Origin of the sequence: Exiguobacterium sp. s166 (assembly GCF_018618855.1) — a bacterium.
GTDB lineage: Bacteria > Bacillota > Bacilli > Exiguobacteriales > Exiguobacteriaceae > Exiguobacterium_A.
This window is the reverse complement of sequence record NZ_JACSMU010000001.1, coordinates 1-25,873: the sequence shown is the minus strand read 5'-3', so window position 1 is coordinate 25,873 and position 25,873 is coordinate 1. Positions and strand designations below refer to the sequence as shown.

Sequence of the window (25,873 nt, the reverse complement as noted above, 5' to 3'; positions counted from 1 at the left end):
ATCGAAATCGACCCATCCCTCGGACGGGTCGATTTCTTGCTTACAATAAAGAATCGAGGAAGTATCATGGATCATAATTTAATTCAGCTGTTTGAAGAAGGAACGGTTGTCCTTCCCAAACGATTGTTTACAGAAGCCAAACGTCTTGGCATCAGTTTTGTTGAGTTTACGCTGATTGGACAATTGTTTGCCTGTCGCGCCGAAGGGATGGAGATGCCGTCGCCAGAGGAGCTCAGTAACCGGCTCGGACTTTCAGAAACGGAAACGATTGAGACGACACTCGGATTGCTTCAAAAAGGATTACTCGCCATGGAGAACGTCGCCGGCTCGGAACGTTATTCCCTGGTGCCGCTCTATGAAAAGTTAATGGCACCCCCGGAACAGGAAGCGCCAAACTTCGATACGATCAATCCGTCTGTCTTCCAGCATTTTGAGCGCGAACTTGGGATGATGTCCCCGTTTCAGATGGAACAGATCATTCAATGGTTGACGATTGAAAACATTGCAGAAGAACTTGTTCTCGCAGCTTTACGGGAAGCCGTCTACCATAATGTCCGGAAGATGACGTACATCAATCAAATTCTCCGAACGTGGGAACGAGAAGGCATCAAGACGCTCGAAGATCTTGCGACGAGAGGGAGCTGACAAGGATGTTACGCAAAGCAGAGATTGATCGAATTGAATCGACACTCGAAGAGATGTTTCCGGAAGCTTTCTGTGAACTGGTTCATCAAAATCCGTTCGAACTCGTCGTCGCCGTGGCGCTCAGTGCGCAAGCAACCGACGTCTTGGTCAATAAGGTGACCCCGGGGCTATTTGCCGCTTATCCGACACCGGATCAGTTGGCTGCAGCACCGGTCGAAGAGATTGAGGAAAAAATTAAACGGCTTGGTTTGTACCGCAACAAAGCAAAAAACATTAAAGCGTTAGCGGAGCAATTGCTGGTGTTACACGATGGTGAAGTCCCGACGGATCGCGCAGGGCTTGAAGCCTTACCGGGCGTCGGACGAAAAACGGCGAATGTTGTATTATCCGTTGCATTTGACGTGCCGGCCTTCGCGGTCGATACGCACGTCGAACGGGTATCGAAGCGCCTTGGCATCTGCCGCTGGAAAGACAACGTCACGCAAGTCGAACAGACCTTGATGAAACGCTTTAAGCGGGAAAGATGGTCGAAGCTGCATCATCAGTTCATCTTTTTTGGGCGATATCACTGTAAGGCTCAACGACCGAACTGTCTGGAATGCCCGTTGCTCGATATGTGTCGGGAAGGGAAAAAACGGACAAAAGGATTATTGCCGCCTGTTGAGGGAGAATGACAAAACAGCGTCCTGCCACTTTTGGCGGGACGCTGTTGTTGGTTGGAAAATTACCCGTTCCACGGTGTATCGGACCACTCGCGGCGCTTTTTTGTAATTGGAACCTTTTTGAAGCCCCAGTTTCGGAAATCCTGATCGGGACTGTCACGGCGGATATAAATTTTATTTTTGATGGCTTTGAAAATTCGGTTTTCGTCCCCATAATGGACAAACCGGGGTTTCACCTCAATGACACCACGTCGGACGCGGGAAAGAGGAAGACAGACGAGATCGGCAATCTCAAGACCCGATTGGTAGAGGTCGCTATCTTTTTCAGCAAAAATAAAACCTTTGATTTTTTGACGGCTTTTCTCCACATCCAAATGAACGGTACCGGAGTTAAAGATATCAAAAAATGCTTTTTGAATCAGTAGATTCTGATAATCATCCCGACTTTCAAGCACGACACGGGCGCTTGTTGCTTCCGTCTCCTCAAGAAACGCGTAAAACGATTTCATCAGGTGGGCAAAGGCAACGACATACGGATCTTTCGGTGTCGAATAAAATTCCTGTAGTTTTTGTTTATCGACTTCGACGCTGACGATCGTACAATCAATGTCGACTAAAAAGTCCGGTAAGGCGACCCAAAAATGCCGTAACATATCAATCGTGATTCCGTCTTCTTTGCCATACGGGTGTTCCGCCTTTAATATTTCTTTCAGATGAAGCGGAATATGCGGATCTTCAAAAACAGACGATTTGAATGCCATTAATCGTTTGCGTAATGGACTGGGTTCACCGGTTTCGTCTGAGTCGATGGCGTATTTATATTCCATCAAGACACCGGTCAGGTTAAATTGGGTGTTTCCTTTTGGTGTCCCGGTCTCATCCACGAACATGACGTATTTTTTGGCTGTTGGGTTTGTAGTCCTAGGAAATCCTTTGACATCAACGTTTTTCACGTTTCTTGGTTCTCTTTTATTCAAGCGAATCTCCTCCAATTGCACACATACTGCACACTTTTATTAAAACCAAGCACATTTATTACCTCTTTATGTAACTTTACACTGACACGGCTATATAAATCCATGGTTATTGCACAACTTGCATGACCAATTTTTTCTCGACACGGTTCTGTGGACTTCGTCCAGACAGACGAGGATGTGTCTCAGTATCGCTTTTCTCGTTCATCGCATCCAAAGCAGATTCGGACTGCCCGTTTACCGGTAGTGGGGGTCTTTTTTTATATTCGTCATATAGCTTCTGCTTCCTGCCTGATTATGACAGTGGGGATATTTTTCGTGAAATGGACGATGGATCAAATGGCACCACACCCCCCATAAAAAAATGAGAAGCGTAACGTGATGAAGTGACCCGGTCATTTACTCGAATAGGAGAAGCTTCGGGAAAAGACAACAGGATGTTTCTTGTTAAAAAAGGAATGAGCAGCTCGATAGAAGAGGGGGGAGATTGTTTTTAATTAGACTTGTTATACAAAAAAGCCGTCCTATAGACGGCTGGGATGTTACCATTCAAATCCTTCTTCACTGTAAGATCCATCAGAATTAAAGAATTTTTCTTCTGCTTTACCGCTTGACGTATTCGTATAGATGACATAGACATCGAGTTGATCGTACGTATCCGCCATTTTTTTTGCGGCTTTACGAGCATCCGCCTCATTCGTAAACGTTTCAGTCATAGTTGCTTTTTGATGGTTCTCTACACCGTGCTCTTCATAACCTTCTACCGACCACATTTTTTTGGATGACATAAACAACTTCCTTTCGTAGCAGAGCGAGTTGTGTAACGCTTTGCTGTTTCTCATTATGCTTTGTTTGATTAAAATCCGTCAAATTGTCATTCTGACATTTGTAGAATGAGTCTCCTTTCGGAGTGTATAAAAATCCTTATTTCACATTGAAAATATATCAGAAGATGATATGCAAAGAAAGGTATCACGAAACTTTCTAAATTGCCTATCTGAAAACAGAAGTCCTCTGACTCATTGCATTAGTTGATCGATATAACGGACAGACTTGATGGTTTCGTTAAAGCGTTTTAAACTGGTTTTCGGTTGAAATGCCTGGACGGACAGTTGTTTTAACTGGTCAACGGCACTCTCGACCATCGCCGGGCGCAAATAAGGACTGTTCTGTGCATTTTGTTGCCAGGCTTCAATCAGGACGTCTGCTTGTGCGACGAAGGGGATGACATCCGTTTGAAAGTCATATTCCTGACCATTTCGTCCAGCCTGGTAAATCCGTTCGATATCCTGAAGTAACGGTTCTATTGTCATTTGTTTTTAACTACTCCTCTCGGCCGATACGATACAATCACATATCATGGTACAATAAACGCGTTAGGAGGGGAATCCTTTTGAATTACCCGAACGGTAAAAAATTTCAGAAACCAGTAGAACCGCATGGTATGGCGATCCGAAGTGCACGCTCTAAGGAATCGACTTTTTCAAATCGCGGAATGAAGCTTGAGAAACTCATCAATGAAAGTAATATGTTTTATTTGACGCATAATCGGGCAATCATTCACAAGAAACCGACCCCTCTACAAATCGTCCAAGTCGATTATCCGAAACGGTCGGCAGCCGTCGTCAAGGAAGCGTACTTCAAGCAACCTTCGACAACCGACTATAATGGTGTGTACCGCGGAAAATACATCGATTTTGAAGCGAAGGAAACCAATCATAAAACATCCTTCCCCTTAAAAAACTTTCATACCCATCAAATCGAGCATATGCGTCAATGTATCGCACATGGAGGAATTTGTTTTGTCATCATTCGATTCAGTATGTATAATGTGCAATATGTGTTGTCTGCAGAGCATTTGTTCCCCTGGTGGGAGCAACTGGAAACGGGCAGAAAATCGATTCCGCTAGACGAAATCGAACGGCATGGAAAAAAACTCGAGACAGGTGCGTTTCCTGCGATTGATTATTTACCAGCAGTGGACGAGTTATATTTCACTTGAGAAACTTTACAGATTGAAGGAGAAGGATAGCATATGGAAAGAAGTCGTGTCGCACGTCGTGAAGAAACGAAGACGTCAGCCAAACAAACGAATCGGACAAAACGTCCGAAAAAGAAAAAATCAGGCGGGACCGGCGGTAAAGGTCCACTTTGGAAAAAGCTCCTACTGATCGCGACAGGATTGTTCATCCTGATGATGATTGCAGGTGGAGGATTCGCAGCATATGCTGTCGCGACCGCACCGGAACTTGATGAATCAAAGTTACGTGATGCACTCCCGCTAAAAATTTATGCGAGCAATAAAGAAGAAATCAAAAAGGGTGGGACGAGTCGGGAGTATGTGTCGATTAAAGAAGTTCCTGATGTCGTAAAAGATGCCTTTATTTCAATCGAAGATCGACGCTTCTATCAGCATAACGGAATCGACTTCCGTCGCTTGGGCGGCGCCATCATTGCCAACATCACAGATGGTTTTGGTTCTGAGGGAGCTTCAACGATCACGCAACAGGTCATCAAACAATCGTTTTTAAGTTCAGACAAGACCATTACCCGGAAAGTCCAGGAACAATGGTTAGCGATCCGGTTGGAACGGGACTACACGAAAGAACAGATCCTTGAGATGTATTTGAATAAAAACTATTACGGTCAAGAATCATACGGAATTCAAACGGCTTCAAAAGCCTACTTCGACAAGACGGTCGATAAGTTGAACTATGCAGAAGCGGCGATGCTTGCCGGCTTACCGCAACGTCCATCGGCTTACGATCCGATTCAAGGAGATCCGAAGTTAACGAAATGGCGTCAAACGCAAGTCTTGGATGCGATGTTGACGACAGGTGTCATCACGCAACAACAACGTGATAAAGCAGTCAATCAACCGATTTCAAAATTGATCAACCCAGCACCAAAATCAAAAGACGATGCGGCTTACGACAGCGTCATCTTTGATATGGTGTCGCAAGAGTTGGAAGACGTCTTTGGCTTAGAAGGCAAGGATATCTACGGTCAAGGATTGAAAGTTTATACATCAATTGATAAGCCGATGCACGATTATATGAACGAAGCGATTAAAAAAGATCAAGTCGTCCAGTTGCCGGATTACGCGGAAGCAGCGGCCACGGCGGTCAATACACAAACGGGTGAGATCTTAGGGATTGTTGACGGGAAAAAACCGGGTACAGGCACTTCGCGGCGTAACTTTGCCAAAGAACCGCATCAACCCGGTTCATCAGCGAAACCATTTTTCGCATATGGACCAGCCATTGAAAATGAGAAATGGTCAACGGCTAAAATGATGACCGACCAGGAAACAGAAGTAAACGGCAAAAAAATCGGCAACTACTATGACGGTTACCGTGGAACAAATACAATTCGCTACTGGCTGAAGATTTCTGCCAATACGCCTGCCATTCAAACGTTCCAACAAATCGGCGGCGATACGGTTGAAAGTTTTGCAGCTAAGTCCGGATTAGGTTTAGAAAAAGACGAATCGATTTCACCGGCTTATGCAATTGGCGGGATGAAACACGGCTTCAATACGACGCAAATGGCTTCTGCCTATGCGACGCTTGGTAATGGCGGTGACTACATCAAACCGCATATCATCAAAACGATTGAATACAGCGATGGTTCAAAAATCAAATCACCGGTCAAACCGAAAAAAGCAATGCAGGATTATACAGCCTATATGTTAACGGATATGTTACGTGATGTTCTCAAACCGGGCGGGACGTTCCCGAGTGCCGCTCTTGCTTTTGACGCAGCAGGTAAAACCGGAACAACCAATGCCTACAAAGATGTTTGGTTTGCCGGTTACACCTCTGATGTCTCGATCAGTGTCTGGACGGGAACAACGAAGTCGGGTAACAACAACGGTGCCGGTTTAAGCGGACCGACAAACAGTACGATGGCGCAAAACATTTGGAAAGATTTTGTCACGAAAACGCGTGACCGGACACCTGCTCCGTTTGAGCAACCGAGTTCTGTCCTCAGTATCGGGGAGGAACTGTATGTCAAAGGGACAAAAGAGCCGGTTGTCGAAAAAAAGGCAGTACCAGCTCCGACTGGCTTACAAGCATCTTACAATGAAGACTCGGAGTCTGGTGAACTGACATGGAGTTACAATGATTCTGCCCTTCGGACAAACGGCTATGACAGCGTGTCGTTTGAAGTGACGATGACGGATCCGGATGGAAAACAGTCGGTGCTTGGCACCAGCTCAACGAATCGGATGGGCATTAATCGACTTGATCCGGGTCGGACGACGTTCACAGTCGTTGCGAAAGCATCCGGGGAACAGTCTGGTCCGGTATCAACGACTGTGACTGTTGCAGACGTCGAAACAGAAGAACCGACGACGGACGAGCCGACGACGGACGAGCCGACGACGGACGAACCGACGACGGATGAACCGACAACGGACGAACCGACAACGGATGAACCGGCAACGGACGAACCGACGACGGACGAGCCGACAACGGATGAACCGACGACGAACGAACCGGCAACGGACGAACCGGCAACGGATGAACCGGCAACGGACGAACCGGCAACAGATGAGCCGGCAACAGATCAACCGGCAACGGATGAGCCAGCCTCAAGCGACGGAGCATCTACTCAGTCGGACAGAGGAAATTCATCAAACGGCAACCAAGGGCGCGGTCAGGATAATGCGCCCGCCGAGCAACAATCAGAATCAGAAAATCAGCAATAACGAGTAAAGAGATTACTTGAAGAAGATAAGACCGAAGAAACACACCCGTTTCTTCGGTCTTGCTTCTCTTTTTTTGTATAATGGAGGTCAGGAAGGAAGTGGGGCAATGGAATCAAGACAATCACTTGTTACCTATTTAGAAGAATTAAAAGCCGATCGTTCCTTCATGGAACGTGTCACATATATGAAAACGATGGAAGCGACTGCCGGACGTTATGAACCGTTTCCGAAAGCGATGCCGGAGCGTTTACGCCAGGCACTGGAAGGCAGAGGCATCACATCGTTGTATCGCCATCAGGAATTAGCGTTTCGAACCGTCCAAAGCGGTGCATCAACGGTGATTGTAACACCGACGGCTTCAGGGAAAACCTATTGCTTTAATTTACCGATTTTATCCCATCTCTTAGAAAATCCGAATGCACGGGCACTGTATCTGTATCCGACTAAAGCATTGGCCCAAGATCAAAACAGTGAGTTGTTGGAGCTGATTGATGAGATGGAAGCGCCGATCCGTTGTTTTACGTACGATGGGGATACATCACCGACGATTCGGACAAAAGTTCGAAAAGCCGGGAACATCGTCATTACGAATCCGGATATGTTGCATTCCGGAATCTTGCCACACCATACGAAATGGATTGAATTGTTTGAAAATCTATCGCATATCGTCATTGATGAACTGCATACGTATCGTGGGGTATTTGGAAGCCATGTAGCGAATGTCATTCGCCGGTTGCGACGGATCTGCCTTTATTATGGAAGTGATCCGATCTTTATCATGACAAGTGCAACGATTGCCAATCCGCAAGAATTAGCGGAACGTTTGACAGAGAAAAAAGTCCAATTGATTGACGACAACGGGGCACCAACCGGTCGGAAACATTTTATCGTCTATCAACCACCAATCGTCAATGCACAGCTTGGTATCCGTCGTTCGGCAACCCTTGAGACAAAACAATTGGCATCGCGATTTATTAAAAAGAAATTCCAAACGATTGTTTTTGCCCGCTCACGGGTACGGGTCGAAGTGTTATTGACCTATCTCCGAAGTTTGATCCGGTTTGAACTGGGACCGAAATCAATTGAAGGATATCGAGGCGGATATCTTCCGAGTGAACGCCGGGATATTGAAAGACGGTTGCGTAAAGGTGAAATCACCGGAATCGTTTCGACGAATGCGTTAGAGCTCGGTGTCGACATCGGGCAACTACAAGTCTGTATCATGAACGGTTATCCGGGAACGATTGCTTCGTTATGGCAACAAGCCGGTCGAGCCGGTCGACGACAAGACGACGCGTTGATCATCTTAGTCGCTTCTTCCGGGATGCTCGATCAGTATGTCGCCGAACGTCCTGAATTGTTTTTAAATCAATCACCGGAAGCGGCACGGCTCGACCCAGATAATCTGATTATTGCAGTCGATCACATTAAATGTGCGGCATTTGAACTGCCGTTCCGGCAGGGCGAGACGTTCGGGACATTGGAGACAGAAGATATCCTCGAATACCTGGTCGAAGAACGTGTTTTGCATCAACGCGGGGAACGTTATTATTGGATGAATGATGCGTTTCCGGCTCATGGTATTTCTCTGCGATCCAGTGATCAGGAAAATGTCATCATCGTGGACCAAACAGAAGTCCCGAATCGTGTTATCGGAGAAATGGATACGTTCAGCGCGATGACCCTGTTGCACGATGAAGCCATCTATTTACATGGGGCGGATCAATATCAGGTCGAGGTCTTGGATTTTGAAGAGAAAAAAGCCTTTGTTCGTGCCGTCGACGTCGATTACTATACAGATGCCAATTTTTCAGTCGAACTTTCCGTGCTCGATGAGGATGACAGTTACACGAACGGAGATTTCAGTGTCGCCAGAGGGGATGTCAGTGTCCGCGGTATGGCCACGATGTTCAAGAAAATAAAGTTCGGAACACATGAAAACATCGGATCAGGTCCGATTCATCTTCCGGAACGGGAAATTCACACGACGGGTGTCTGGTTTTCGTTGCCGGAAGAAGCTTCCTCGAGTACGGAACTGGAACAAGTCATCGAAGGCGTCGCGAACAGCTTAAGACGTGTCGCCCCGCTGTATTTGATGTGTGATGCCAGTGATGTCTTCGTTGTGCCCCAGGTCAAAGCGACGCATACACAAAAACCGACCATCTATTTGTATGACCGTTATCCTGGTGGTGTCGGATTGGCAGAATCGATTTACAAACAACGTGGTGTCATGCTAAGGGCTGCCCGGGACTCGATCGAGACCTGTCCTTGTCAGGATGGTTGTCCGGCGTGTATCGGAATGATTGGTTTGTCTGATGAAAAAGAGCGGACAATCAGAATGCTAGCTGAAATGGAGAAGGAATTATCATGAAAAATAAGCTGAGACGGATGTTGAAGACGACCGAGACCGAGCCGACAAGCTCCTCATCGACGGATCAGGAGCAAATGACATCAGCGGAACAAACCGCATGGCTGGATCGAGGAGCAGATATCCTCACGTTTGAAGAGGAATGGATTGTCCGGATCGATCACCGGTATCCACTGGAAGCCAAACATGGACATCGTTCGTATGCCGAAGTGTTTGAATCGTTGCAGTTGCCGCATCCGCCACTCGCCCTCGATGTCCCGCTCGAACAGGTCATATTTTTCGATACGGAGACGACCGGATTAAAGGGAACGGGGACGACGATTTTTTTGCTCGGATTTGCCCGCTTTGAACAGGGGGAGTTGCTGATGCGGCAGTATTTTTTACCGCACCCGCATTATGAGGCGGCTCTCTATCACCATTTTCTGCATGATATCGGGGATGATGTCCGATTCGTCACCTACAACGGAAAAAGTTTTGATTGGCCGCAGATTAAGACACGTCATGTCTTTGTCCGCGAACGTGTTCCCCGTCTGCCGAAAGTCGGTCATTTGGACTTACTCCATGTCTGCCGGCGAATGTTCAAAGGTCTGTACGATTCGTTCCGCTTGACGGCGATGGAAGAGCGGATCGGATTTGAACGAACAGATGATTTACCGGGATTTTTAGCGCCGATGCATTATTTTCAATATGTTGAACACCAGAATCCGGCGATTATGGAAGGCGTACTTGAACATCATCTGCACGATTGTTTAACACTGGTGAGTTTATATGATGAATGTAATCGGCTCGTGACGCACCGTCAAGAAGCCACGTCACGGATCCGTGAGAATATCGGGGTCTGGTTAGCGGATTTAGGTATAAATGAACAATCCGCCGAACATTTTGGACAAGCTGACGAATTGACGGCTCAAGGCTGGTTGCGTCAAGGGCGCTTATATAAAAAATTGCACCAACATGAGAAGGCCAAAATCTGCTTTGAAAAAAGTGAAACGTATGAAGGATTCATCGAACTGGCAAAATGGGCCGAGCACATTGCCAAACAACCATCCGTTGCTTATGATTATACTGAACAAGCCAAACGTCTATTGGAAAACCAGCAGTTGTTAGCTTCGCGGCGAGAACGATTGTCTGCTGAGTTAGCCCATCGGAGCTTACGCCTGCAAAGGAAGTGTCGCGGATGAATGTCGTCGCAGTAACAGGATATAAACCGACGGAACTCGGGATTTTTGATCAAAAACATCCAGGAATCAACATTTTGAAAGCTGCTTATCGGGAACGGATAATCCGTTTGATCGAAGACATGGGTACGACCTGGTTCATTACAAGTGCCACGCCGGGATGTGAACTTTGGGCATGTGAAGTCATTCTGGAACTTAAACAGGAGTATCCGGAAATACGGTTGGGAATCCTGCTTCCTTTTTTGGAACAAGAGTCAAAATGGAAAGAGCCGGTTCAAGCGCAATACCTGGCTGTGTTGAATCAAGCGGACTTCGTGGATGCCATCAGTCAAAAACCGTATGAAAATCCATCCCAGTTCCGAAATAAAACAGAATTCATGATTCAAAAGAGTCAGGGATTGTTGTCTGTCTATGATGAAGAACACGGTGGATCCGCCAAGTATTTAGTGGAACGTGCTAAACTAGAGATGGAACGTTCAGATTATCAATTGTTTCTGATTACGCAAGATGATTTAGCGATGATGGAACAAGAGCAGAACTACAATGAACAGTGGGAGTGAAGCATATGTATAAGCCGTTATTGACAGCAGATGATATTTACAAAAAAGAGTTCAAAACCGGACTACGCGGATATGTGATTGAAGATGTCGATGGTTATCTTGATCAAGTCATCAAAGATTATGAAGGATTTGAACGGGAAATCGAGCGTTTAAAACGAGAACTAGAAGAAGCGAAATCTTCATCATCTTCTTCTGTCGGTTTCAAACGGGAAGAACGAAGAGTGGAACCGGAAGTGACGGCTCCACCATCTAATTCGTCAAACTACGATATGTTGCGCCGGATTTCTAATCTTGAAAAAGCAGTTTTTGGACGTCCCCATCAAGAAGATTGATTTCTGTCTTACTTATAGCAAATATCATGGTATGCATGAAAAAACGGATTCTCTGCATAGAGAATCCGTTTTTCGTATTACGAACGATGCAAAAGCACTTCTACTTCCGGTAACTCTTCTTTTAAGACATAAAGTGCTACACGATCATCTAAATCCTTACTGAATCTACGGAACAGAAACGATGTTTTGACGCCGCGTTCCATCCGGACATGAAGTCCTGCTTGTTCGAGCCGGTCATGATCACGGGCCAACCGTTCTCCCTTTTCTCCAAACTCTTCGCCTAACAGCACCCAACGCAACGATTCTTTTGTCCGCCGTGTCACGATGAAGAGAAAACATAAAACAAGTACTACAATCAATATAATCCGAATCGTATTAAAGTCCATGAAAATCTCACCTCATCTTTATCATACGTTCTTAACGGGCATAAAGTAAACGTTCAAGATAACGTGAGAAGGATTGAATCTTCAAACCTTGTTGACGATACGCAATGTACCCGTCTGGTCGAATCAAATAGAGACCGGCTTGTTTGATTCCGAACTTCCGGGCGAGTTCGCCACCTTGGTCGACGACACCGTCGTCTTTCAGTTCCTGATGAATCGGAACGGTCTCAAACAGATCTGGATAAGAATAAGCTAATTCCTTAAACGGCAGGAGAATTTGTTCGTTCGCTTCCCGGGGGAGAAACAGCAAGAGCAGGAAATTGCGGTCCGCACGCCGTAATAACAGTTCATTTTTTTTCGTTCGCGGATTCACGACTTCACTATAAGGCATCGGTTCTCCCGGACGTGGTGTCAAAAGAGGGAACCGTCCTTGTGTAACAAACAACCGTGACGTTTGATAGTTGCTGTTAAGTTGCGCGATCCGGTTCGTGACGTAGTGATGTAACGGTGTAATCTTTAGGCTGTTCCGAATGACTTTTTCCTGGAGCGGTAGTAAAAATGGAACGTTAATCTGTAATAATTCAGTCGCGAGGTTCGTAGAACGTAGAATACCGCGTGCCGCTTCACGCCGCTCGACGCTGTAAGAATCGAGTAAGGGGAAACTTGCCTTGAAGCGGTGAACACACCAAAGTTTCCAGGCTAAATTCATCGCATCGGCGATTCCGGTGTTCATGCCCTGCCCGCCAACCGGTGAATTGATATGGGCAGCGTCACCTATTAAATAAATCCGGTGGTGCCCGAATTTTTCAATGATTCGGTTGTGCACCCGGAACATGGAATACCAGTGGACCTTCTTCAATGTAAATGGAACCTTTGCGCGATTTTTTAAGAAATCTTCAATGGCAGAATGATCGGTCGGGACAGTCCCGTTTGTCAGGTTTCCTGTTATCCGGAAAAGATTCGACTGAAGTGGGAAGGATTCAATGACACCATGATCAGAGAAGAAGATATGCACTTCTTCGGAAGATAATGGCCAATCGACTTCAATGTCGGCCAGTGCCCAAGATTCCTTAAAAGACTTACCGCTGAACGGAAGTCCGAGTTCGCGCCGGACGAAGCTGTTGGCTCCATCCGCCCCGATGATAAAAGAAGCATCAACGGTTTCCGTGACATCGTTTTTTCGAATCGATGCGGTAACGAACGTCGGAAATTGTGCGAAGCCGGTCAACTCTGTTTCACGTTCGACCGTATGACCGTCTTCTTTTAAACGCGTTTCAAGAATACGCTCTGTTTCGCTTTGCGGCAACAACGTGACGAAAGGAAACGGTGTATTTAAATCCGTAAAATCAAGTTTGGCCTGCCAGGCTCCATTAACATATAAGTTCCCTTGATTGATTTTAATGGCATTCTCCATCAAAGCATCCGCTACACCAAGGCGTGCAAACAATTCGAGCGACCGGGCCTGAATGCCGATTGCTTTTGAAACGACAGATGGACCGCTTGCGCGTTCGATGATTCGAAACGTCAGTCCGTAACGGGACAAGGCAAGCGCTAATGTTAAGCCGGTCGGTCCAGCCCCAATGATCAGTACATCTATTTTTTTCTTCACGGATAGCCCCCCTTATTTTACTTCTTAGCCGAAACTCGCTACCATTAAACTATCGACTGGACGGCAAACCGTCTGAAAGGATGAGAGCAGTGAACGAGCAATTATTTACGACAGAACGTTTGGTGACTAACTTTAGAGAATACATGCAGCAAAACGAAGCGTACATGACTAAAATTCAAGCGTTAAATGCCTATTATAAGGTTGTAGCCGGATCAATTTTAGCGGATCGAATTGCCAAAAATGCCGATTTAATCGTTCGGATGCGCCATCTCGAAGAAGCGTATCAGAAAGTGGCACAGGAAACACGATGAAGGATTTCCAATTAAATGATGTCAAGCGTGCATTTACGTCTTCGACGGAACAACTTCCTAAAAATGCCGCTGCAGTTTTAGTTCCTTTAGTGGAGCGGGACGGAGAAGTGCATCTGTTGTTCCAAGTTCGGGCGAAGACGTTACGATCGCAACCGGGAGAAATTGCTTTTCCGGGTGGAAGGATTGATCCGGGCGAACAACCAAGAGAAGCGGCGATTCGTGAAACGGTGGAAGAACTGAACGTCAGTTTTACGGATATTGAGATCATCGGGACATTGGAACCACTCGTGACTCCCAATCGCTCCATCATCTATCCGTACCTCGGCATTCTGACAGCGGAGGAAATCGACCCATCCCCGATGGAAGTCGACCACATCTTTTATGTAGCGCTCGCTGACTTACTTGCAGCGGAACCGATTCAAGGCGAAATGGAGTGGCGAATTCGTCCCGGTAAAACCGTGCCGACGGATCGTCTGGCGAATCGTGATGCATACGTCGACCGGACGTATAAAACGGTCGAACATTTTTATGAACATGAAGAGTATTTAATTTGGGGGCTGACAGCCAAAATTTTACGGCAGATGTTACGGACGTTGACGCAATACTAGCTTTTTCACAGGTTCTTTTATATGATTAAGAATATCTGAACGTGTCAGGAGATGAAGAAGATGGAAGAAGAAGAGTTATTTGATTATATCGTCGGTGATATGGTAAAAACAAAAGAAGGTTGGGTGGCAGAAGTCACAGCTGTATTAACCAATACAGTAGTGGGTGACCTCTCGCATACTAAAAACTTTGAATCTCTCGGTTTTGAATTCGAAAAACAAGTTTTGATCAAATCAGAGATTGAATTATTAGAGCGTAAAACAAAATAAACAGCGAACCGGACAGAATCTTCTGCCGGTTTTTTTGTGTTTTCCATTCTTGTAAAGCAGGTTTCAGAAAAGTTAAATGAGGGAAATTTTACAAAGATAATTAAAGAATAGACTTGATTACATTAAGGTGTTGGAGGGATCGTACGTGATTGAATTTAAAGCAGTTGGAAAAACATATCCAGATGGAACGAAAGCGGTCCGCGATTTAAACTTTACAGTCAATCAGGCGGAAATCTTTTGTCTGATTGGTCCGTCCGGTTGTGGGAAAACAACAACGATGAAAATGGTCAATCGGTTGATTGATCATACGGAAGGACAAATTTGGATAAATGGTCAACCGATTATGTCGATCGACGAACATGAGTTACGTCGTCAAATTGGTTACGTGCTTCAGCAAATTGCCTTATTTCCGCATATGACGATCGAAGAAAATGTAAGTGTCGTGCCGCATTTACTGAAGTGGGACAAAAAGAAGGTGGAAGAACGTGTCCATACCTTGTTCCAACTCACAGGATTAAATGAGAATTTAAGAAAAAAGTATCCGGGTGAACTTTCAGGCGGACAACAACAACGCGTCGGTGTCATGCGGGCGTTAGCGGCAGAACAAGACGTCATCTTAATGGATGAGCCGTTCTCGGCACTCGATCCGATTTCGAGAGATCAATTACAAAATGATTTATTGCGATTGAACGCAGAACTCGGTAAAACAATCTTATTCGTAACCCATGACATGAATGAAGCGTTAAAACTCGGCAGCCGGATTTGTTTAATGAACGAGGGCGAGATCGTTTTAATCGGGACAAAAGAAGAAATCTTGGCCAGTAAGGATGAATTCGTTCAAGAGTTCATGGGGCAAGTCAGGGGGACTTTCCAATGACAGGATTGTTTGAGACGTATCAGGACCGGAAAGCTGAATTACTGCAGGCTTTAATTGAACATATTCAACTGTCTGTTCTATCACTTGTGATTGCCTGTCTGATTGCAATTCCCCTCGGCATTTATCTGTCGCGGCATCAAAAATTCAGTGAATGGTCAATCGGCGTCACGTCAGTCATCCAAACGATTCCTTCACTTGCGTTGCTTGGCTTGATGATTCCGCTCGTTGGAATCGGGACGGTTCCTTCAGTCATCGCTCTTGTTTTGTATGCTCTTCTTCCGATTGTTCGTAATACGTACACCGGCTTGGCGGAAGTAGACCCTTCCTTGAAAGAAGCGGCACGTGCTTGCGGGATGACACCGATGCAAAGCCTGATGAAAGTCGAGTTGCCGCTCGCTTTACCCGTCATGATGGCCGGCATCCGGACAGCAATGGTCCTGATTATCGGGACAGCGACGATTGCCGCTTTGATTGGTGCCGGAGGACTCGGCTCAATTATTCTGCTCGGGATTGATCGGAACGATAATTATCTTCTCTTACTCGGTGCAATTCCTGCCGCTTTGTTGGCACTTTTGTTTGATGCGTTGTTAAGACAGACGGAAGTTGCTACAAAAAAACGCCAAACGGGTCGACTCGTCGTCGCACTTGCTTTAATCGCGACATTGATCATCACTCCGTTTGCGCTCGGACGGACCGAACAACCGGATTTGGTCGTTGCCGGTAAATTAGGTGTCGAACCAGAAATTCTGATGAATATGTACAAATTAGTCATCGAAGACCAGACGGATTTGAATGTCCAAGTCAAACCGAACTTCGGAAAAACGACATTTGTCTATAAAGCCTTACAGTCCGGCGACATTGACTTATATCCGGAATTCACGGGAACAGTCCTTGCCAGTCTAACCAACGAAAAGCCGGTCTCAAACGATAAACAAGCCGTCTTTGAACAGGCACGCGACGGACTTGTCAAACAAAAACTGGCATTACTGCCACCGATGAACTACAACAATACGTATGCCGTTGCCGTTCCGAAAAAAGTAGCGGATCAATACAAATTAAAGACGATTTCCGATTTACAGCAAGTGGCGGATCAATTAAAAGCCGGATTCACATTAGAATTTAAAGATCGTCAAGACGGTTACAAAGGGATCCAGGAAAAGTACGGCGTTAATTTTAAAGAAGTAGTGACGATGGAGCCGAAATTACGGTATAAAGCTGTAGAGTCGGGAGACATCCAAGTCATTGATGCCTATTCGACCGATCCGGAAATCGCAAAATACAATATGGTTGTCCTGGAAGACGATCAACAGTTATTCCCGCCTTACGAGGGAGCACCTCTTCTTCGTCAAGAGACGTTAGATGAGTATCCGGAAGTCGAACAGGCATTAAAACAGTTGGACGGAAAAATTTCCGATAGTGAGATGTCGAAAATGAATGAAGCGGTCGCTTATGGTGGAAAAACAGCGAGCGAAGTCGCACGCGACTATTTACGGAAAGAAGGAATTTTGAAATGAGATTATTATTGATCAGTAACCCGACGGCAGGAACGAACCGCGCCGGACTTTTACAGGATGTGATTGATCCGTTGGCAGCGATGTTTGATGAAATCGTCATCCGTCAGACGGCTCAAGCCCTCGATGCCTTACGTTTCGCAGAAGAAGCGGATGGTTTTGACGCGCTCGTCGTCATTGGCGGAGACGGAACAGTTTTTGAAGTCATCAACGGGATTGCGAAACTAGAAAACCGTCCGATTCTCGGTATCATTCCAGGAGGAACATGTAACGATTTTGCAAGGACTTTGGGCTTGCCGATGGTTCCAAGACTAGCCGCTGAGATGATTGCGACCCAGCAAATCGTCGAAGTCGATCTTGGTCAAGTCAATGATACGTACTTCTTGAACTTCGTTGGTCTGGGTCTTGTTGCGGAAGCGTCCATCGGGATTGATACGGAAGAAAAAGCACGCTTGGGTAAAATGGGATATTACCTCTCGACAATCCGGTCGAGTATGGAAGCAGAGCCTTTTTCGTACGAACTGGAGTTAGCGGAAGGTCAAAAAATGACCGGGGAAGCGGTCTTGATTTTAGCAGCGAACGGCGAATCACTTGGCGGCATTGAAACCAACCTGTCGCAAGGGGCTTACAATGATGGAAAACTGGATCTCGTAATCGTCGACGAAGTGAACTTGACGACGATCCGCGATGTCATCTTACAAAAAATCGGTCTAGCGACGGAACCGTCGTTTACGCATGTTTTGACTAGCGGTTTCACTCTAAAAACCGACTCTCCGAAAGTCATTGATACGGATGGAGAAAAGGCGATGCATTCGCCAATCGAAGTCAAAGTATTACCGGAATATTTAAAGATGTACAGTGGTCGAATCGATACATTAGTATAAAGTGTCCATCAATTGAAACATTTACTAATCGAAGTCCATTACGCGGACTTCGATTTTTTTATCTTAAAATCCATTCGATTTATCGCGAATATGCGGTTATGCTTTGACGCTTTAAAGAAAATGTTTGATAAAGGATGACTTCCCGGACGAACTTTTGTACAATGGAAAAGTATTTTTGAAAAGGAGGTCGAGTGCCATGAAAGGAAATGCATGGGCTTCGAAGGTCGGATTTATTTTAGCGGCAGCTGGATCAGCGATTGGGCTGGGCGCCATTTGGAAGTTTCCCTATACAACGGGAACAAACGGAGGTGGGGCATTTTTATTATTATTTTTAGCCTTTACGCTCTTGCTCGGATTACCGGTCCTGATTGCAGAGTTTTTAATCGGTCGGACAAGTGGAAAAACAGCGTTACAGGCTTTTTCAGAGCTTGGTCATAAAAAATATACGTTTATTGGTTGGCTCGGTGTCATCGCCTGTTTTCTGTTACTCTCGTTTTACAGTGTCATCGGTGGCTGGGTACTCATCTATATCGTGTTAGGATTTTCCGGTAATTTAACGGCGATGAACGGAGCCGATTTGGGTGAATTATTTGCGACAGTCTCCGGTTCTCCCGCTTACGCCATTACTGGACAGCTGATCTTCTTGCTCATTACATGCGTGATCGTCTTACGCGGCGTACAGGCAGGAATCGAAAAAATGAGTAAAATCATGATGCCGCTACTGTTTCTGTGTTTCATTATTCTTGTCGTCCGTTCGTTGACGCTTGAAGGCGCAGGGGCAGGAGTCCGCTTCTTTATCGAACCGGACTTCTCCGCCTTAAACCGGACATCGGTCCTTAGTGCGTTAGGGCAAGCATTCTTTTCTTTATCGTTAGGCGTATCAGCGATGCTGACTTATGCTTCATACATGAAGGAACGGGGACAAATCAATCGTTCCGCGATCTGGATCGTGTCGTTGAATGTAGTCGTCTCTTTGCTTGCAGGATTCGCTATTTTCCCGGCTGTTTTCGCATCCGGTCTCGATCCGGCGGAAGGACCTTCGTTATTGTTCATCGTCCTGCCGACGGTGTTTAGTCAAATCCAATTCGGATCGTTGTTTTTGGTCCTGTTTTTCCTCTTGTTTGCATTCGCATCGATCACTTCTTCCATTGCGATGCTTGAAGTGGTGGTGTCCGCTATTACGGACCGGAAAGAAACCGCAACGTTCCGGGATAAAAAACGAAATACGATCATTGCCACGATATTAATCGGGGTAATCGGTATTCCATCGGCTCTTTCATTTGGTATGGCAGCTGACATCACATGGATGGATAAAACGGTTTTTGACTGGATGGACTTTACCGTTTCCAATATCCTTATGCCGATTGGTGCCTTGTTGATTTCATTTTTTGCCGGATTTAAATTGGACCGGACCCTGGTTGAACAAGAACTTGTGACAAGCCCGATGATGAAACGCTTACTGCCATTCTGGCGTTTTAGTATTTGTTATCTGAGTCCGGTTGCGATTTTGATTATCTTGATTTGGCCGTTGTTCGGTTCTTAAGGAACATATAGTAACTACTTGTCTTTTGAAAAAGTCCGTCTGCATTTTTTTGCGGATGGGCTTTTTTTGTTTTGGGTAAGGTCGCAGAAATCAAACTTGAGGCGGATGCAACACGTCAAAGATTATGGTGAAATAAGAAATACAGAGGACTAACATTTCGCTAAAACGGGAAACTTTTTGTTATATGATTCGTAATGGTAAGATATAAGTAATAAATAACTAACTTGAAGACAGATAGAAGAAACAATCAAAAGGGGTGGTGATGAAATGAAGCCTTCTACATGGTGGGTCCTTGGATCAATCGGTCTGATGTTCGTATTTCTTCAAGTGGCGGATGCCTTGAATTTTTCCGGTATCTTCATTGCATTAGGTCTCTGGTTCATCTGGAGCGGTTATCGCGCTAAACCGGGAAAGCGGTATCGGACTGAACGGAAATCAACGGAGTTAAAACGAAAAAACGTTAAAAAGAAACTGTTACTGGATGACGAAGACGAGTTTGTTGGAAGTGTCATCTTAAAACCAGAACAAGCAACACGCAGATTTGATGAAACGGATGACTTAGAGCTTCAGGTCTTACAACGAACAGTCGAAGAAGGATTCGTCAAACTTCAATCCTTTGATCAAATCATTCCGACGATTCGTGATAGTGAAATCCGGTCCGAGATGCGGATCGTTTCCCGTGAAGCCCATGTCTTGTTTGAAGAACTATTTACAGCGCCGCGTGAAGTCAAAAAAGTCCGTGATTTCTTTACATTCTATTTAGATTCCCTGCTCTCGATTTCAGAAAAATTTGCGGACCTCGAACGACGAGGGGCGCAAGTTCAAATGGAGACACGAGAACAATTACAATCCAACCTAAAACTCATCGCTGAAAAACTAAAACAACAGCAAACACTGTTGTTGGAAGGCGATACGGTAGATTTAGAACGTGAATTGTTGACGATTGAAAAGGTTTTGGCACAAGAGTCAGAACAACGAAAACAGGAGGAGAGTTATAAACATGACCCATTCTGATAACAATAGCTGGCAACAATGGCCGGAGGAAGAATCAACGACACAACCGACGATTTCAGATCCGTCCGTTGATTTAAATCTTGCGGAAACTTCATCCCAACCCTCTGTACCGGTCCGTCCGGTTGAAGACATGATTCCAAGCGACGTTCCGGTCGAACAACGCCAAAAAATTGAACGGTTACTTCAAGTCATCGATTTAAAAAAATCAGATGCCGTCATGCAGTACGGAGCACCGGTTCAACGCGAATTGTCACAGTTTTCAGATCAAGTGTTGAGTGAAGTGAAAATGAAAGACGGCGGTGATGCCGGGAAGCTGTTGTCGGATTTAATGCAGCGGGTGCGTCAGATGGATCCTGACACGTTACAGGAAAAGAAAAGTTTCTGGTCAAATGTTCCGGTCATCGGTCGGGCGAAGAAAAAAGCAGAAACGTACTTTTTACAGTATGAAAAAATGAGTGCTTATCTGGAAGAAGTCGTCCATAATCTGGATCGGTCCAAATTTGGTCTGATGAAAGATATTACGTTGCTTGATCAAATGTATCAAAAAAACAAACGATACTTCGAAGAATTGAATCTCTACATTGCAGCAGGGGAAACAAAAATCGCACACGTCAGAGAACATGAAATCGAACCGTTACGGATGGAAGTCGAACGGTCACAGGATCAGACCCGGTTACAGGAGTTGAATGATATGATTCAGCTTGCCGATCGATTCGAAAAGAAAATTCACGATTTAAAACTATCGCGGACGATCAGTTTACAAATGGCTCCGCAAATTCGTGTAATTCAGCAAAACAATCAAATCTTAGCAGAAAAGATTGAATCGGCGGTCGTTAATACGATTCCACTCTGGAAAAACCAAGTGGTGCTTTCGCTGAGTCTATCACGGCAAAAAACTGCCTTGCAGATGCAGAAAGACGTCACGAATACGACCAATCAATTACTGGAACAAAATTCGCGGCTTCTAAAAGATTCTTCCATCGAGATTGCAGAAGAAAATGAAAAAGGAATCGTATCGGTCGAATCCTTGAAAGTGGCGCATCAAAATCTGATTGAAACGTTGGACGAAACGTTACGGATTCAACAGGACGGTAAACAAAAACGTCGTGATGCGGAACATGAGCTGGAACGAATGGAAAATGAATTAAAACAAAAAGTCATGGAAGTGGCTTCAAAAAATCGTGAATTACCAAACCGTCCTTACTAAGGAACACATTTATGTGTTCCTTAGTGGTTTATTTAAAAAGGAGAGACGTATGATGAAAAAACAACATCAATGGGATACGACCTGGCTTTTGTTTGCGCGGATGATGGCGGATCGGCATTCGAAATGTGCTTCAAAATCCGTTGCCTGTGTCATCGTCAAGGATGAAAAACCCATTTCAATCGGAATCAACGGAACACCGAGTGGACACATGAACTGCAATGAAATGTATTTAAAACAAGATAACATTCTTTATAAATCCGCAGCAGAAGGACAAAGTCAAAAGCATCCTGACTTGTCTATCGTACATAACGGTCAAATGTTTCACCGCTGTGACAATCAGGAAGAACACCATGAGTGGTCGAAGATGAATGAGATTCACGCTGAAATCAATGCACTCGGAAAACTGGCGGCAGATTCGACCAGTGCCCGTCATGCGACAGCATACGTAACCCACAGTCCATGCCATGCCTGCAGTTTAGCTTTGATTGCTTCAAAAATCGACCGTGTTGTTTATTCGACAGGATATGAATATGGGGATGGATTAACACTCATGCGTCAAAGCGGGATTGAAGTGCTTCATCGTCCCTTAACAGAAGAATATTTTCTTGAAAGAATTTTCGATAAAGACTTGTAAACGCTTCCATCACATTGTATTATGAAATTAAGCATTGCCATGGTAATTATTCACTCTTCCATTCGGGATAACTTCAGACGAAGTTGTCCCACTTTTTTTTGAAAAATAAATTGACATATTTCCAATATTCTGCAATGATGTATATAGAATATGACGAAGCGGAATGCCGCATTTTCATTAGAATTGTCTATCAAGGAGCTGGAATGCCAGGTCGTTGAAAAAAGTCCTGACTCATTTGAGTCAGGACTTTTTGTATGATTACTGCAGAATAGACCAAGAAGTTTGAAGCCGCTCGGCTCGAATGAGCGCCTTTTTCGCTGTCGCGCCGGCTAACACCGTCAGCAAACGTTGGCAGAGAATGTCCGGTTGTGTTTGATGAAGAAACAGTTGTTGGATGAACCGCGAGAAAACGACATCGTTCGTTGCGAGTTGCCGTTTTAATGTTGTATAGGACATCTGATTGATTTCATCCGCACCGAAACCCGCTCCCGGATTAAATGAGGATATAATCAATAGCTTAACAGGAGTAGCATCAAGCGATAAACCAAGTGCTTCAACCTGTTGACATGCTAAGACCATTTCTCGATATATGAGTTGGTGTAACAAACAAGGTTCCTTCAGAACAAGCGGATCATAAACAGAGACGGCTTGGCGAAGTTGTTCACGTGTTACGGTAGATGGATTCGGCTCCGATGCTGAATCTTGAACCATGTCATAACAAGTCGATAATGAAAAAATCATCCGGCATTCCTCCTTATCATGGATAATTTGTCTTCACTTGTCATTTTAAATCATAAATGAAGCGCTTACAATGAATGTTTTAACATATGCAGGAACAGAAAAGATTTGTTATCATGAAAGGCAGAGTAAATGAGAGGAGTGTTGACGATGATTCGATTATTTAAAGCCATTCCAGAGCATGAGATGCCGGTTTATAGCGGACAAGACTATCCACTCGAAGGAACGGAGACGACATCAGGCTTTCTGATTTCCAATCATGTTCCGGGAGAACAGGTAGAAGAAACCCTACTTGTCGCATCGGCTGAAATTAAAACGAGCCAGACAGGTCGTGAATGGTTACAATTTACCTTCAACTCTCCAAGTGGTGCATGTAAAGGAAAACAATGGTTGAACCAAGTGACAGCGGAAGAGGCGATGCGTCCTTATCTTGAGACCGGTATCGTGCATGTCTCTGCCAAAGTCGAAGAATATCCCGCTGATTCCGGTAACAAGTCATTAACCGTCCAGCGGGTGAAAGCCGTTCACGATCAATCCGGTACGGCATTTTTACCGCAAATGCCTGCCGGTGAATCTGCACGTGACTATCGTAATCAATTAATTGGTCTGATCGACGAGATGCAGGCGCCGCTTCGACAAGTGGCACACCGTGTTTTATCGACATATTGGGAAGATTTTTCGACCCGCCCGGCGGCATTGTATCATCACCATGCCTATATTGGCGGATTGTTGAAACATACGGCTTGTATGATGACGATTGGTTTTGGAATCTGTCAATCGGAACGGCCGGACTTGACGCTCTTACAATGTATTCAAGAAGCCGAAGCGGATCATAAAAACGACTTGTTCCAGGCGGGTGAACGGGATATGCGTCAGTTTGCCTGGGATGACAGTTTTGATGCCTTGTATCAGGCTGCACGTTCGATTGCCTTGTTGAACGAACGTCCACACCAGGATGAATTACTGTTGGGGATTTTGTTGCATGATATTGGAAAAATCTTTGAATATACCCATCTCGGAGCGAGCGATGACCGTTTTTCCCGTTTGGTCCAAGCGGAACCGGTCGATGAAAAACTGTCCGGTATTGCTTTAGATCCGAACGGTGTGTTAATGGGACATATGCCATATGGATGTTTTGTTCTGGAACAAGCGCTACAAACAGAAGCTGTCCGACTTCCGGTTGATCAGTACCACCGGTTGATGCATATGATTTTATCGCATCATGGCAAAAAAGAGTGGGGATCAAGCGTCACCCCGCAGACGACAGACGCCTGGTATTTACATGCCATCGACTTACTGGATGCACGAAAAGAAAAATGGCGGCAGTCGCAGTTAACTTAAGGAGTGAACACATGTCAGCACGAATTCAAACAACCCTCGTAACCGGCTTTTTAGGGGCAGGGAAAACAACATTATTGAACCGGATTGTTGCGAGTCCGATTGAAAAAGTGGCTTTACTTGTCAACGAAGTAGGTGCCGTAAACATCGATGAGGCGCTAATCGAACGCAGTGACGAGGAAGTCATTGAACTCACAAACGGCTGTATCTGCTGTTCCATTCGTGGTGATTTGCGGGATGCGTTGCTCCGTATTGCTAAAAAAAGACGGGACGGTGAGATGGTCTTTGACCGTTTGATTGTCGAAACGACAGGGATTGCCGATCCGGGTCCTATCTTACAGACGTTTTACTTTGAACCGGCAGTCGAGCAACAGTATCACATCTCGAGTGTCATTACAGTCGTCGATGCCTATCAACTGGAACGGCAATTGACGTTTGAAGAAAATGTCCGTCAAATCGGCTTTGCAGACACTTTGTTGTTAAATAAAACCGATTTGATTTCGGCGGACGAGGTCACGGTGGCAGCCAAACGGTTATCGGAACTAAATCCAACGGCATTGATTCTACCGACGATCGAATCGGACACGCCGATTCAACAGTTATTCGAAACGTTTCATTTCCCGAAGCAGGAAGAAGAGCGGCTGGCACAACAAACAGACGGTATGCAGAAAGCAGCGGAGTCCTTCACCGCGTTGACGATTACAGAACAATTCCCGTTGCACCGGCAACGCTTTGGTGCCGTTCTTCGGGAAATTCTCGAAGCGTATGCGGAAGATTTATATCGTTATAAAGGAATCATTCATTTCTCGGATACGAATCGGAAAATCATTTTACAAGGAACAGGCATGATTTACGGAACGGCAACACGTGGTGAATTTGAAGGATTGAAACAAACAACGCTGGTCTTCATCGGAAAAAATTTAGATGAACAAGCGATTCGAAAAGGTATAAAGGCGGCGAGAGAACATGGTTGAGTTATATTTTGACGGAGCAGTCCGTCCCTCGAATGATGATGCGGCAGTCGGGATTTTTTGCAAAAATTCAGAAGGTCAGGTCATCGAACGGACGTTTAGAATTACGGCTGAGAATAATCATGAAGCTGAATTTCAGGCGTTTTTAAAAGCCGTCGAATTAGCAGAAGAATTATTGGCACAAGGGGAAAGTGTATTTTCTTTCCGAACGGATTCAGAAGCAGTTTCGTTGGCGGTCGAACGCGAATTTGCTAAAAACAAACGGATTCAAATCTATTTTGATCCGGCATTTGAGCGATTTTCCCGTTTACCGCTTGCTTTCGTCAAGTGGATTCCACGATCAGAAAACAAAGCCGATCGTGTGGCAAAAGACGCGTTAAATGAATATTAACATCAACCAAAAAGCTGACCGGATCTTGAACTGAACCAAAAAAGTTAGACAATAAATAATTCGTCAGGCGACCTTGAGGACCTGAGTCCGGTATTCCACCGGGCTCAGGTTTTTTAGTCGTCTCTTAATACGACGATGGTTATAGTACTCGATA

At 45.2% G+C, this 25,873-nt stretch carries 28 protein-coding genes; 21 read left to right on the top strand and 7 right to left on the bottom strand.

Features of this window, described 5'->3' with window-relative positions; genetic code table 11:
- The first annotated feature begins 66 nt into the window (after positions 1-66).
- Entirely contained in the window at positions 67-645 is a 579-nt protein-coding gene (locus KNP93_RS00140) for a DnaD domain-containing protein (protein WP_026828099.1), read from the top strand.
- 5 nt (positions 646-650) lie between these two features.
- Positions 651-1,319 carry an endonuclease III gene (gene nth / locus KNP93_RS00135; RefSeq protein ID WP_214852631.1) on the top strand — a complete coding sequence of 223 codons (669 nt, stop codon included), beginning with the start codon at positions 651-653 and terminating at the stop codon, positions 1,317-1,319.
- Between the two features lie 50 nt (positions 1,320-1,369).
- Here nth and KNP93_RS00130 read toward each other — a convergent pair whose 3' ends face one another.
- The 3 genes from KNP93_RS00130 to KNP93_RS00120 form a co-directional block, all read right to left on the bottom strand.
- A complete protein-coding gene (locus tag KNP93_RS00130; protein ID WP_148206622.1) occupies positions 1,370-2,260 on the bottom strand; it encodes a DUF3800 domain-containing protein in 891 nt (296 codons plus the stop codon).
- Between the two features lie 563 nt (positions 2,261-2,823).
- Positions 2,824-3,069 (bottom strand): hypothetical protein, encoded by a 246-nt coding sequence (locus KNP93_RS00125; protein WP_131972541.1) that lies wholly within the window; start codon positions 3,067-3,069, stop codon positions 2,824-2,826.
- Between the two features lie 231 nt (positions 3,070-3,300).
- Positions 3,301-3,594 (bottom strand): DUF1798 family protein, encoded by a 294-nt coding sequence (locus KNP93_RS00120; RefSeq protein WP_026828103.1) that lies wholly within the window; start codon positions 3,592-3,594, stop codon positions 3,301-3,303.
- A gap of 74 nt (positions 3,595-3,668) precedes the next feature.
- On the opposite strand from KNP93_RS00120, the gene recU reads away from it, so the two are divergent.
- From recU to gpsB, 6 genes are all read left to right on the top strand, one after another.
- Entirely contained in the window at positions 3,669-4,283 is a 615-nt protein-coding gene (recU, locus tag KNP93_RS00115) for a Holliday junction resolvase RecU (RefSeq protein WP_188005442.1), read from the top strand.
- Positions 4,284-4,316: 33 nt separating this feature from the next.
- Positions 4,317-6,995: a transglycosylase domain-containing protein gene (locus KNP93_RS00110; protein WP_214852628.1), complete on the top strand. Its 2,679-nt coding sequence runs from the start codon at positions 4,317-4,319 to the stop codon at positions 6,993-6,995.
- A gap of 106 nt (positions 6,996-7,101) precedes the next feature.
- Positions 7,102-9,366, top strand: coding sequence for a DEAD/DEAH box helicase (locus KNP93_RS00105; RefSeq protein ID WP_214852624.1), 2,265 nt, complete (start codon positions 7,102-7,104; stop codon positions 9,364-9,366).
- Positions 9,363-10,544, top strand: a complete 1,182-nt coding sequence (locus KNP93_RS00100) for a ribonuclease H-like domain-containing protein (protein ID WP_131972544.1) — start codon at positions 9,363-9,365, stop codon at positions 10,542-10,544. Before KNP93_RS00105 ends, KNP93_RS00100 begins: the two co-directional genes overlap by 4 nt.
- Positions 10,541-11,101 (top strand): SLOG family protein, encoded by a 561-nt coding sequence (locus KNP93_RS00095; protein ID WP_131502519.1) that lies wholly within the window; start codon positions 10,541-10,543, stop codon positions 11,099-11,101. Before KNP93_RS00100 ends, KNP93_RS00095 begins: the two co-directional genes overlap by 4 nt.
- Positions 11,102-11,106: 5 nt before the next feature.
- Positions 11,107-11,433: a cell division regulator GpsB gene (gene gpsB, locus KNP93_RS00090; RefSeq protein ID WP_131972545.1), complete on the top strand. Its 327-nt coding sequence runs from the start codon at positions 11,107-11,109 to the stop codon at positions 11,431-11,433.
- A gap of 77 nt (positions 11,434-11,510) precedes the next feature.
- Here gpsB and KNP93_RS00085 read toward each other — a convergent pair whose 3' ends face one another.
- Together KNP93_RS00085 and KNP93_RS00080 are read right to left on the bottom strand one after the other, a co-directional pair.
- Positions 11,511-11,819 carry a hypothetical protein gene (locus tag KNP93_RS00085; protein WP_131502517.1) on the bottom strand — a complete coding sequence of 103 codons (309 nt, stop codon included), beginning with the start codon at positions 11,817-11,819 and terminating at the stop codon, positions 11,511-11,513.
- Positions 11,820-11,850: 31 nt separating this feature from the next.
- The gene (locus KNP93_RS00080) at positions 11,851-13,425 is read right to left on the bottom strand and encodes an FAD-dependent monooxygenase (RefSeq protein ID WP_131502516.1); all 1,575 of its coding nucleotides are present in this window, start codon (positions 13,423-13,425) and stop codon (positions 11,851-11,853) included.
- A gap of 89 nt (positions 13,426-13,514) precedes the next feature.
- On the opposite strand from KNP93_RS00080, the gene yvfG reads away from it, so the two are divergent.
- The 10 genes from yvfG to KNP93_RS00030 all read left to right on the top strand — a co-directional run bounded on the left by yvfG (position 13,515) and on the right by KNP93_RS00030 (position 22,281).
- Complete coding sequence (yvfG, locus tag KNP93_RS00075) at positions 13,515-13,736, top strand: protein YvfG (protein ID WP_131502515.1); 222 nt, start codon at positions 13,515-13,517, stop codon at positions 13,734-13,736.
- Complete coding sequence (locus KNP93_RS00070) at positions 13,733-14,344, top strand: NUDIX hydrolase (RefSeq protein ID WP_214852621.1); 612 nt, start codon at positions 13,733-13,735, stop codon at positions 14,342-14,344. Before yvfG ends, KNP93_RS00070 begins: the two co-directional genes overlap by 4 nt.
- 60 nt (positions 14,345-14,404) lie before the next feature.
- A complete protein-coding gene (locus KNP93_RS00065; RefSeq protein ID WP_012370627.1) occupies positions 14,405-14,611 on the top strand; it encodes a hypothetical protein in 207 nt (68 codons plus the stop codon).
- Between the two features lie 145 nt (positions 14,612-14,756).
- Positions 14,757-15,488, top strand: coding sequence for an ABC transporter ATP-binding protein (locus KNP93_RS00060; RefSeq protein WP_214852618.1), 732 nt, complete (start codon positions 14,757-14,759; stop codon positions 15,486-15,488).
- Positions 15,485-17,002, top strand: a complete 1,518-nt coding sequence (locus KNP93_RS00055) for an ABC transporter permease/substrate-binding protein (RefSeq protein WP_131972547.1) — start codon at positions 15,485-15,487, stop codon at positions 17,000-17,002. The genes KNP93_RS00060 and KNP93_RS00055 overlap by 4 nt, the downstream gene beginning before the upstream one ends.
- Complete coding sequence (locus KNP93_RS00050; protein WP_131502512.1) at positions 16,999-17,883, top strand: diacylglycerol/lipid kinase family protein; 885 nt, start codon at positions 16,999-17,001, stop codon at positions 17,881-17,883. The genes KNP93_RS00055 and KNP93_RS00050 overlap by 4 nt, the downstream gene beginning before the upstream one ends.
- Before the next feature lie 196 nt (positions 17,884-18,079).
- A complete protein-coding gene (locus tag KNP93_RS00045; protein ID WP_131972548.1) occupies positions 18,080-19,426 on the top strand; it encodes a sodium-dependent transporter in 1,347 nt (448 codons plus the stop codon).
- Positions 19,427-19,693: 267 nt separating this feature from the next.
- Positions 19,694-20,440: a 5-bromo-4-chloroindolyl phosphate hydrolysis family protein gene (locus KNP93_RS00040; protein WP_131972549.1), complete on the top strand. Its 747-nt coding sequence runs from the start codon at positions 19,694-19,696 to the stop codon at positions 20,438-20,440.
- The gene (locus tag KNP93_RS00035) at positions 20,427-21,647 is read left to right on the top strand and encodes a toxic anion resistance protein (RefSeq protein WP_131502509.1); all 1,221 of its coding nucleotides are present in this window, start codon (positions 20,427-20,429) and stop codon (positions 21,645-21,647) included. The genes KNP93_RS00040 and KNP93_RS00035 overlap by 14 nt, the downstream gene beginning before the upstream one ends.
- A 52-nt stretch (positions 21,648-21,699) precedes the next feature.
- Positions 21,700-22,281 (top strand): deoxycytidylate deaminase, encoded by a 582-nt coding sequence (locus tag KNP93_RS00030; protein ID WP_165871607.1) that lies wholly within the window; start codon positions 21,700-21,702, stop codon positions 22,279-22,281.
- A gap of 258 nt (positions 22,282-22,539) precedes the next feature.
- On the opposite strand, the gene KNP93_RS00025 is transcribed toward KNP93_RS00030, so the two are convergent.
- Positions 22,540-23,022 (bottom strand): hypothetical protein, encoded by a 483-nt coding sequence (locus KNP93_RS00025; RefSeq protein ID WP_131502507.1) that lies wholly within the window; start codon positions 23,020-23,022, stop codon positions 22,540-22,542.
- A 147-nt stretch (positions 23,023-23,169) separates the two neighbouring features.
- On the opposite strand from KNP93_RS00025, the gene KNP93_RS00020 reads away from it, so the two are divergent.
- Genes KNP93_RS00020 through KNP93_RS00010 form a run of 3 tightly spaced genes read left to right on the top strand, consistent with a single transcriptional unit; the run spans position 23,170 to position 25,719 of the window.
- A complete protein-coding gene (locus KNP93_RS00020) occupies positions 23,170-24,360 on the top strand; it encodes an HD domain-containing protein (protein ID WP_165871608.1) in 1,191 nt (396 codons plus the stop codon).
- Between the two features lie 11 nt (positions 24,361-24,371).
- A complete protein-coding gene (locus tag KNP93_RS00015) occupies positions 24,372-25,331 on the top strand; it encodes a CobW family GTP-binding protein (RefSeq protein ID WP_165871609.1) in 960 nt (319 codons plus the stop codon).
- The gene (locus KNP93_RS00010) at positions 25,324-25,719 is read left to right on the top strand and encodes a ribonuclease HI family protein (RefSeq protein WP_114595601.1); all 396 of its coding nucleotides are present in this window, start codon (positions 25,324-25,326) and stop codon (positions 25,717-25,719) included. The genes KNP93_RS00015 and KNP93_RS00010 overlap by 8 nt, the downstream gene beginning before the upstream one ends.
- Before the next feature lie 63 nt (positions 25,720-25,782).
- Here the strand turns inward: KNP93_RS00010 and KNP93_RS00005 are convergent.
- The coding region (locus KNP93_RS00005; RefSeq protein WP_214853438.1) for an IS3 family transposase at positions 25,783-25,873 on the bottom strand (91 nt) is incomplete at its 5' end.

What these genes read in the sequence shown, in the direction of transcription:
- KNP93_RS00140 (WP_026828099.1), top strand. Translation starts at nt 67, where the DNA reads ATGGATCATAATTTAATTCAGCTGTTTGAAGAAGGAACGGTTGTCCTT.
- nth (WP_214852631.1), top strand. Translation starts at nt 651, where the DNA reads ATGTTACGCAAAGCAGAGATTGATCGAATTGAATCGACACTCGAAGAG.
- KNP93_RS00125 (WP_131972541.1), bottom strand. Translation starts at nt 3,069, where the DNA reads ATGTCATCCAAAAAAATGTGGTCGGTAGAAGGTTATGAAGAGCACGGT.
- KNP93_RS00120 (WP_026828103.1), bottom strand. Translation starts at nt 3,594, where the DNA reads ATGACAATAGAACCGTTACTTCAGGATATCGAACGGATTTACCAGGCT.
- KNP93_RS00110 (WP_214852628.1), top strand. Translation starts at nt 4,317, where the DNA reads ATGGAAAGAAGTCGTGTCGCACGTCGTGAAGAAACGAAGACGTCAGCC.
- KNP93_RS00105 (WP_214852624.1), top strand. Translation starts at nt 7,102, where the DNA reads ATGGAATCAAGACAATCACTTGTTACCTATTTAGAAGAATTAAAAGCC.
- KNP93_RS00100 (WP_131972544.1), top strand. Translation starts at nt 9,363, where the DNA reads ATGAAAAATAAGCTGAGACGGATGTTGAAGACGACCGAGACCGAGCCG.
- KNP93_RS00095 (WP_131502519.1), top strand. Translation starts at nt 10,541, where the DNA reads ATGAATGTCGTCGCAGTAACAGGATATAAACCGACGGAACTCGGGATT.
- gpsB (WP_131972545.1), top strand. Translation starts at nt 11,107, where the DNA reads ATGTATAAGCCGTTATTGACAGCAGATGATATTTACAAAAAAGAGTTC.
- KNP93_RS00085 (WP_131502517.1), bottom strand. Translation starts at nt 11,819, where the DNA reads ATGGACTTTAATACGATTCGGATTATATTGATTGTAGTACTTGTTTTA.
- KNP93_RS00070 (WP_214852621.1), top strand. Translation starts at nt 13,733, where the DNA reads ATGAAGGATTTCCAATTAAATGATGTCAAGCGTGCATTTACGTCTTCG.
- KNP93_RS00065 (WP_012370627.1), top strand. Translation starts at nt 14,405, where the DNA reads ATGGAAGAAGAAGAGTTATTTGATTATATCGTCGGTGATATGGTAAAA.
- KNP93_RS00055 (WP_131972547.1), top strand. Translation starts at nt 15,485, where the DNA reads ATGACAGGATTGTTTGAGACGTATCAGGACCGGAAAGCTGAATTACTG.
- KNP93_RS00050 (WP_131502512.1), top strand. Translation starts at nt 16,999, where the DNA reads ATGAGATTATTATTGATCAGTAACCCGACGGCAGGAACGAACCGCGCC.
- KNP93_RS00045 (WP_131972548.1), top strand. Translation starts at nt 18,080, where the DNA reads ATGAAAGGAAATGCATGGGCTTCGAAGGTCGGATTTATTTTAGCGGCA.
- KNP93_RS00040 (WP_131972549.1), top strand. Translation starts at nt 19,694, where the DNA reads ATGAAGCCTTCTACATGGTGGGTCCTTGGATCAATCGGTCTGATGTTC.
- KNP93_RS00035 (WP_131502509.1), top strand. Translation starts at nt 20,427, where the DNA reads ATGACCCATTCTGATAACAATAGCTGGCAACAATGGCCGGAGGAAGAA.
- KNP93_RS00030 (WP_165871607.1), top strand. Translation starts at nt 21,700, where the DNA reads ATGAAAAAACAACATCAATGGGATACGACCTGGCTTTTGTTTGCGCGG.
- KNP93_RS00025 (WP_131502507.1), bottom strand. Translation starts at nt 23,022, where the DNA reads ATGATTTTTTCATTATCGACTTGTTATGACATGGTTCAAGATTCAGCA.
- KNP93_RS00020 (WP_165871608.1), top strand. Translation starts at nt 23,170, where the DNA reads ATGATTCGATTATTTAAAGCCATTCCAGAGCATGAGATGCCGGTTTAT.
- KNP93_RS00015 (WP_165871609.1), top strand. Translation starts at nt 24,372, where the DNA reads ATGTCAGCACGAATTCAAACAACCCTCGTAACCGGCTTTTTAGGGGCA.
- KNP93_RS00010 (WP_114595601.1), top strand. Translation starts at nt 25,324, where the DNA reads ATGGTTGAGTTATATTTTGACGGAGCAGTCCGTCCCTCGAATGATGAT.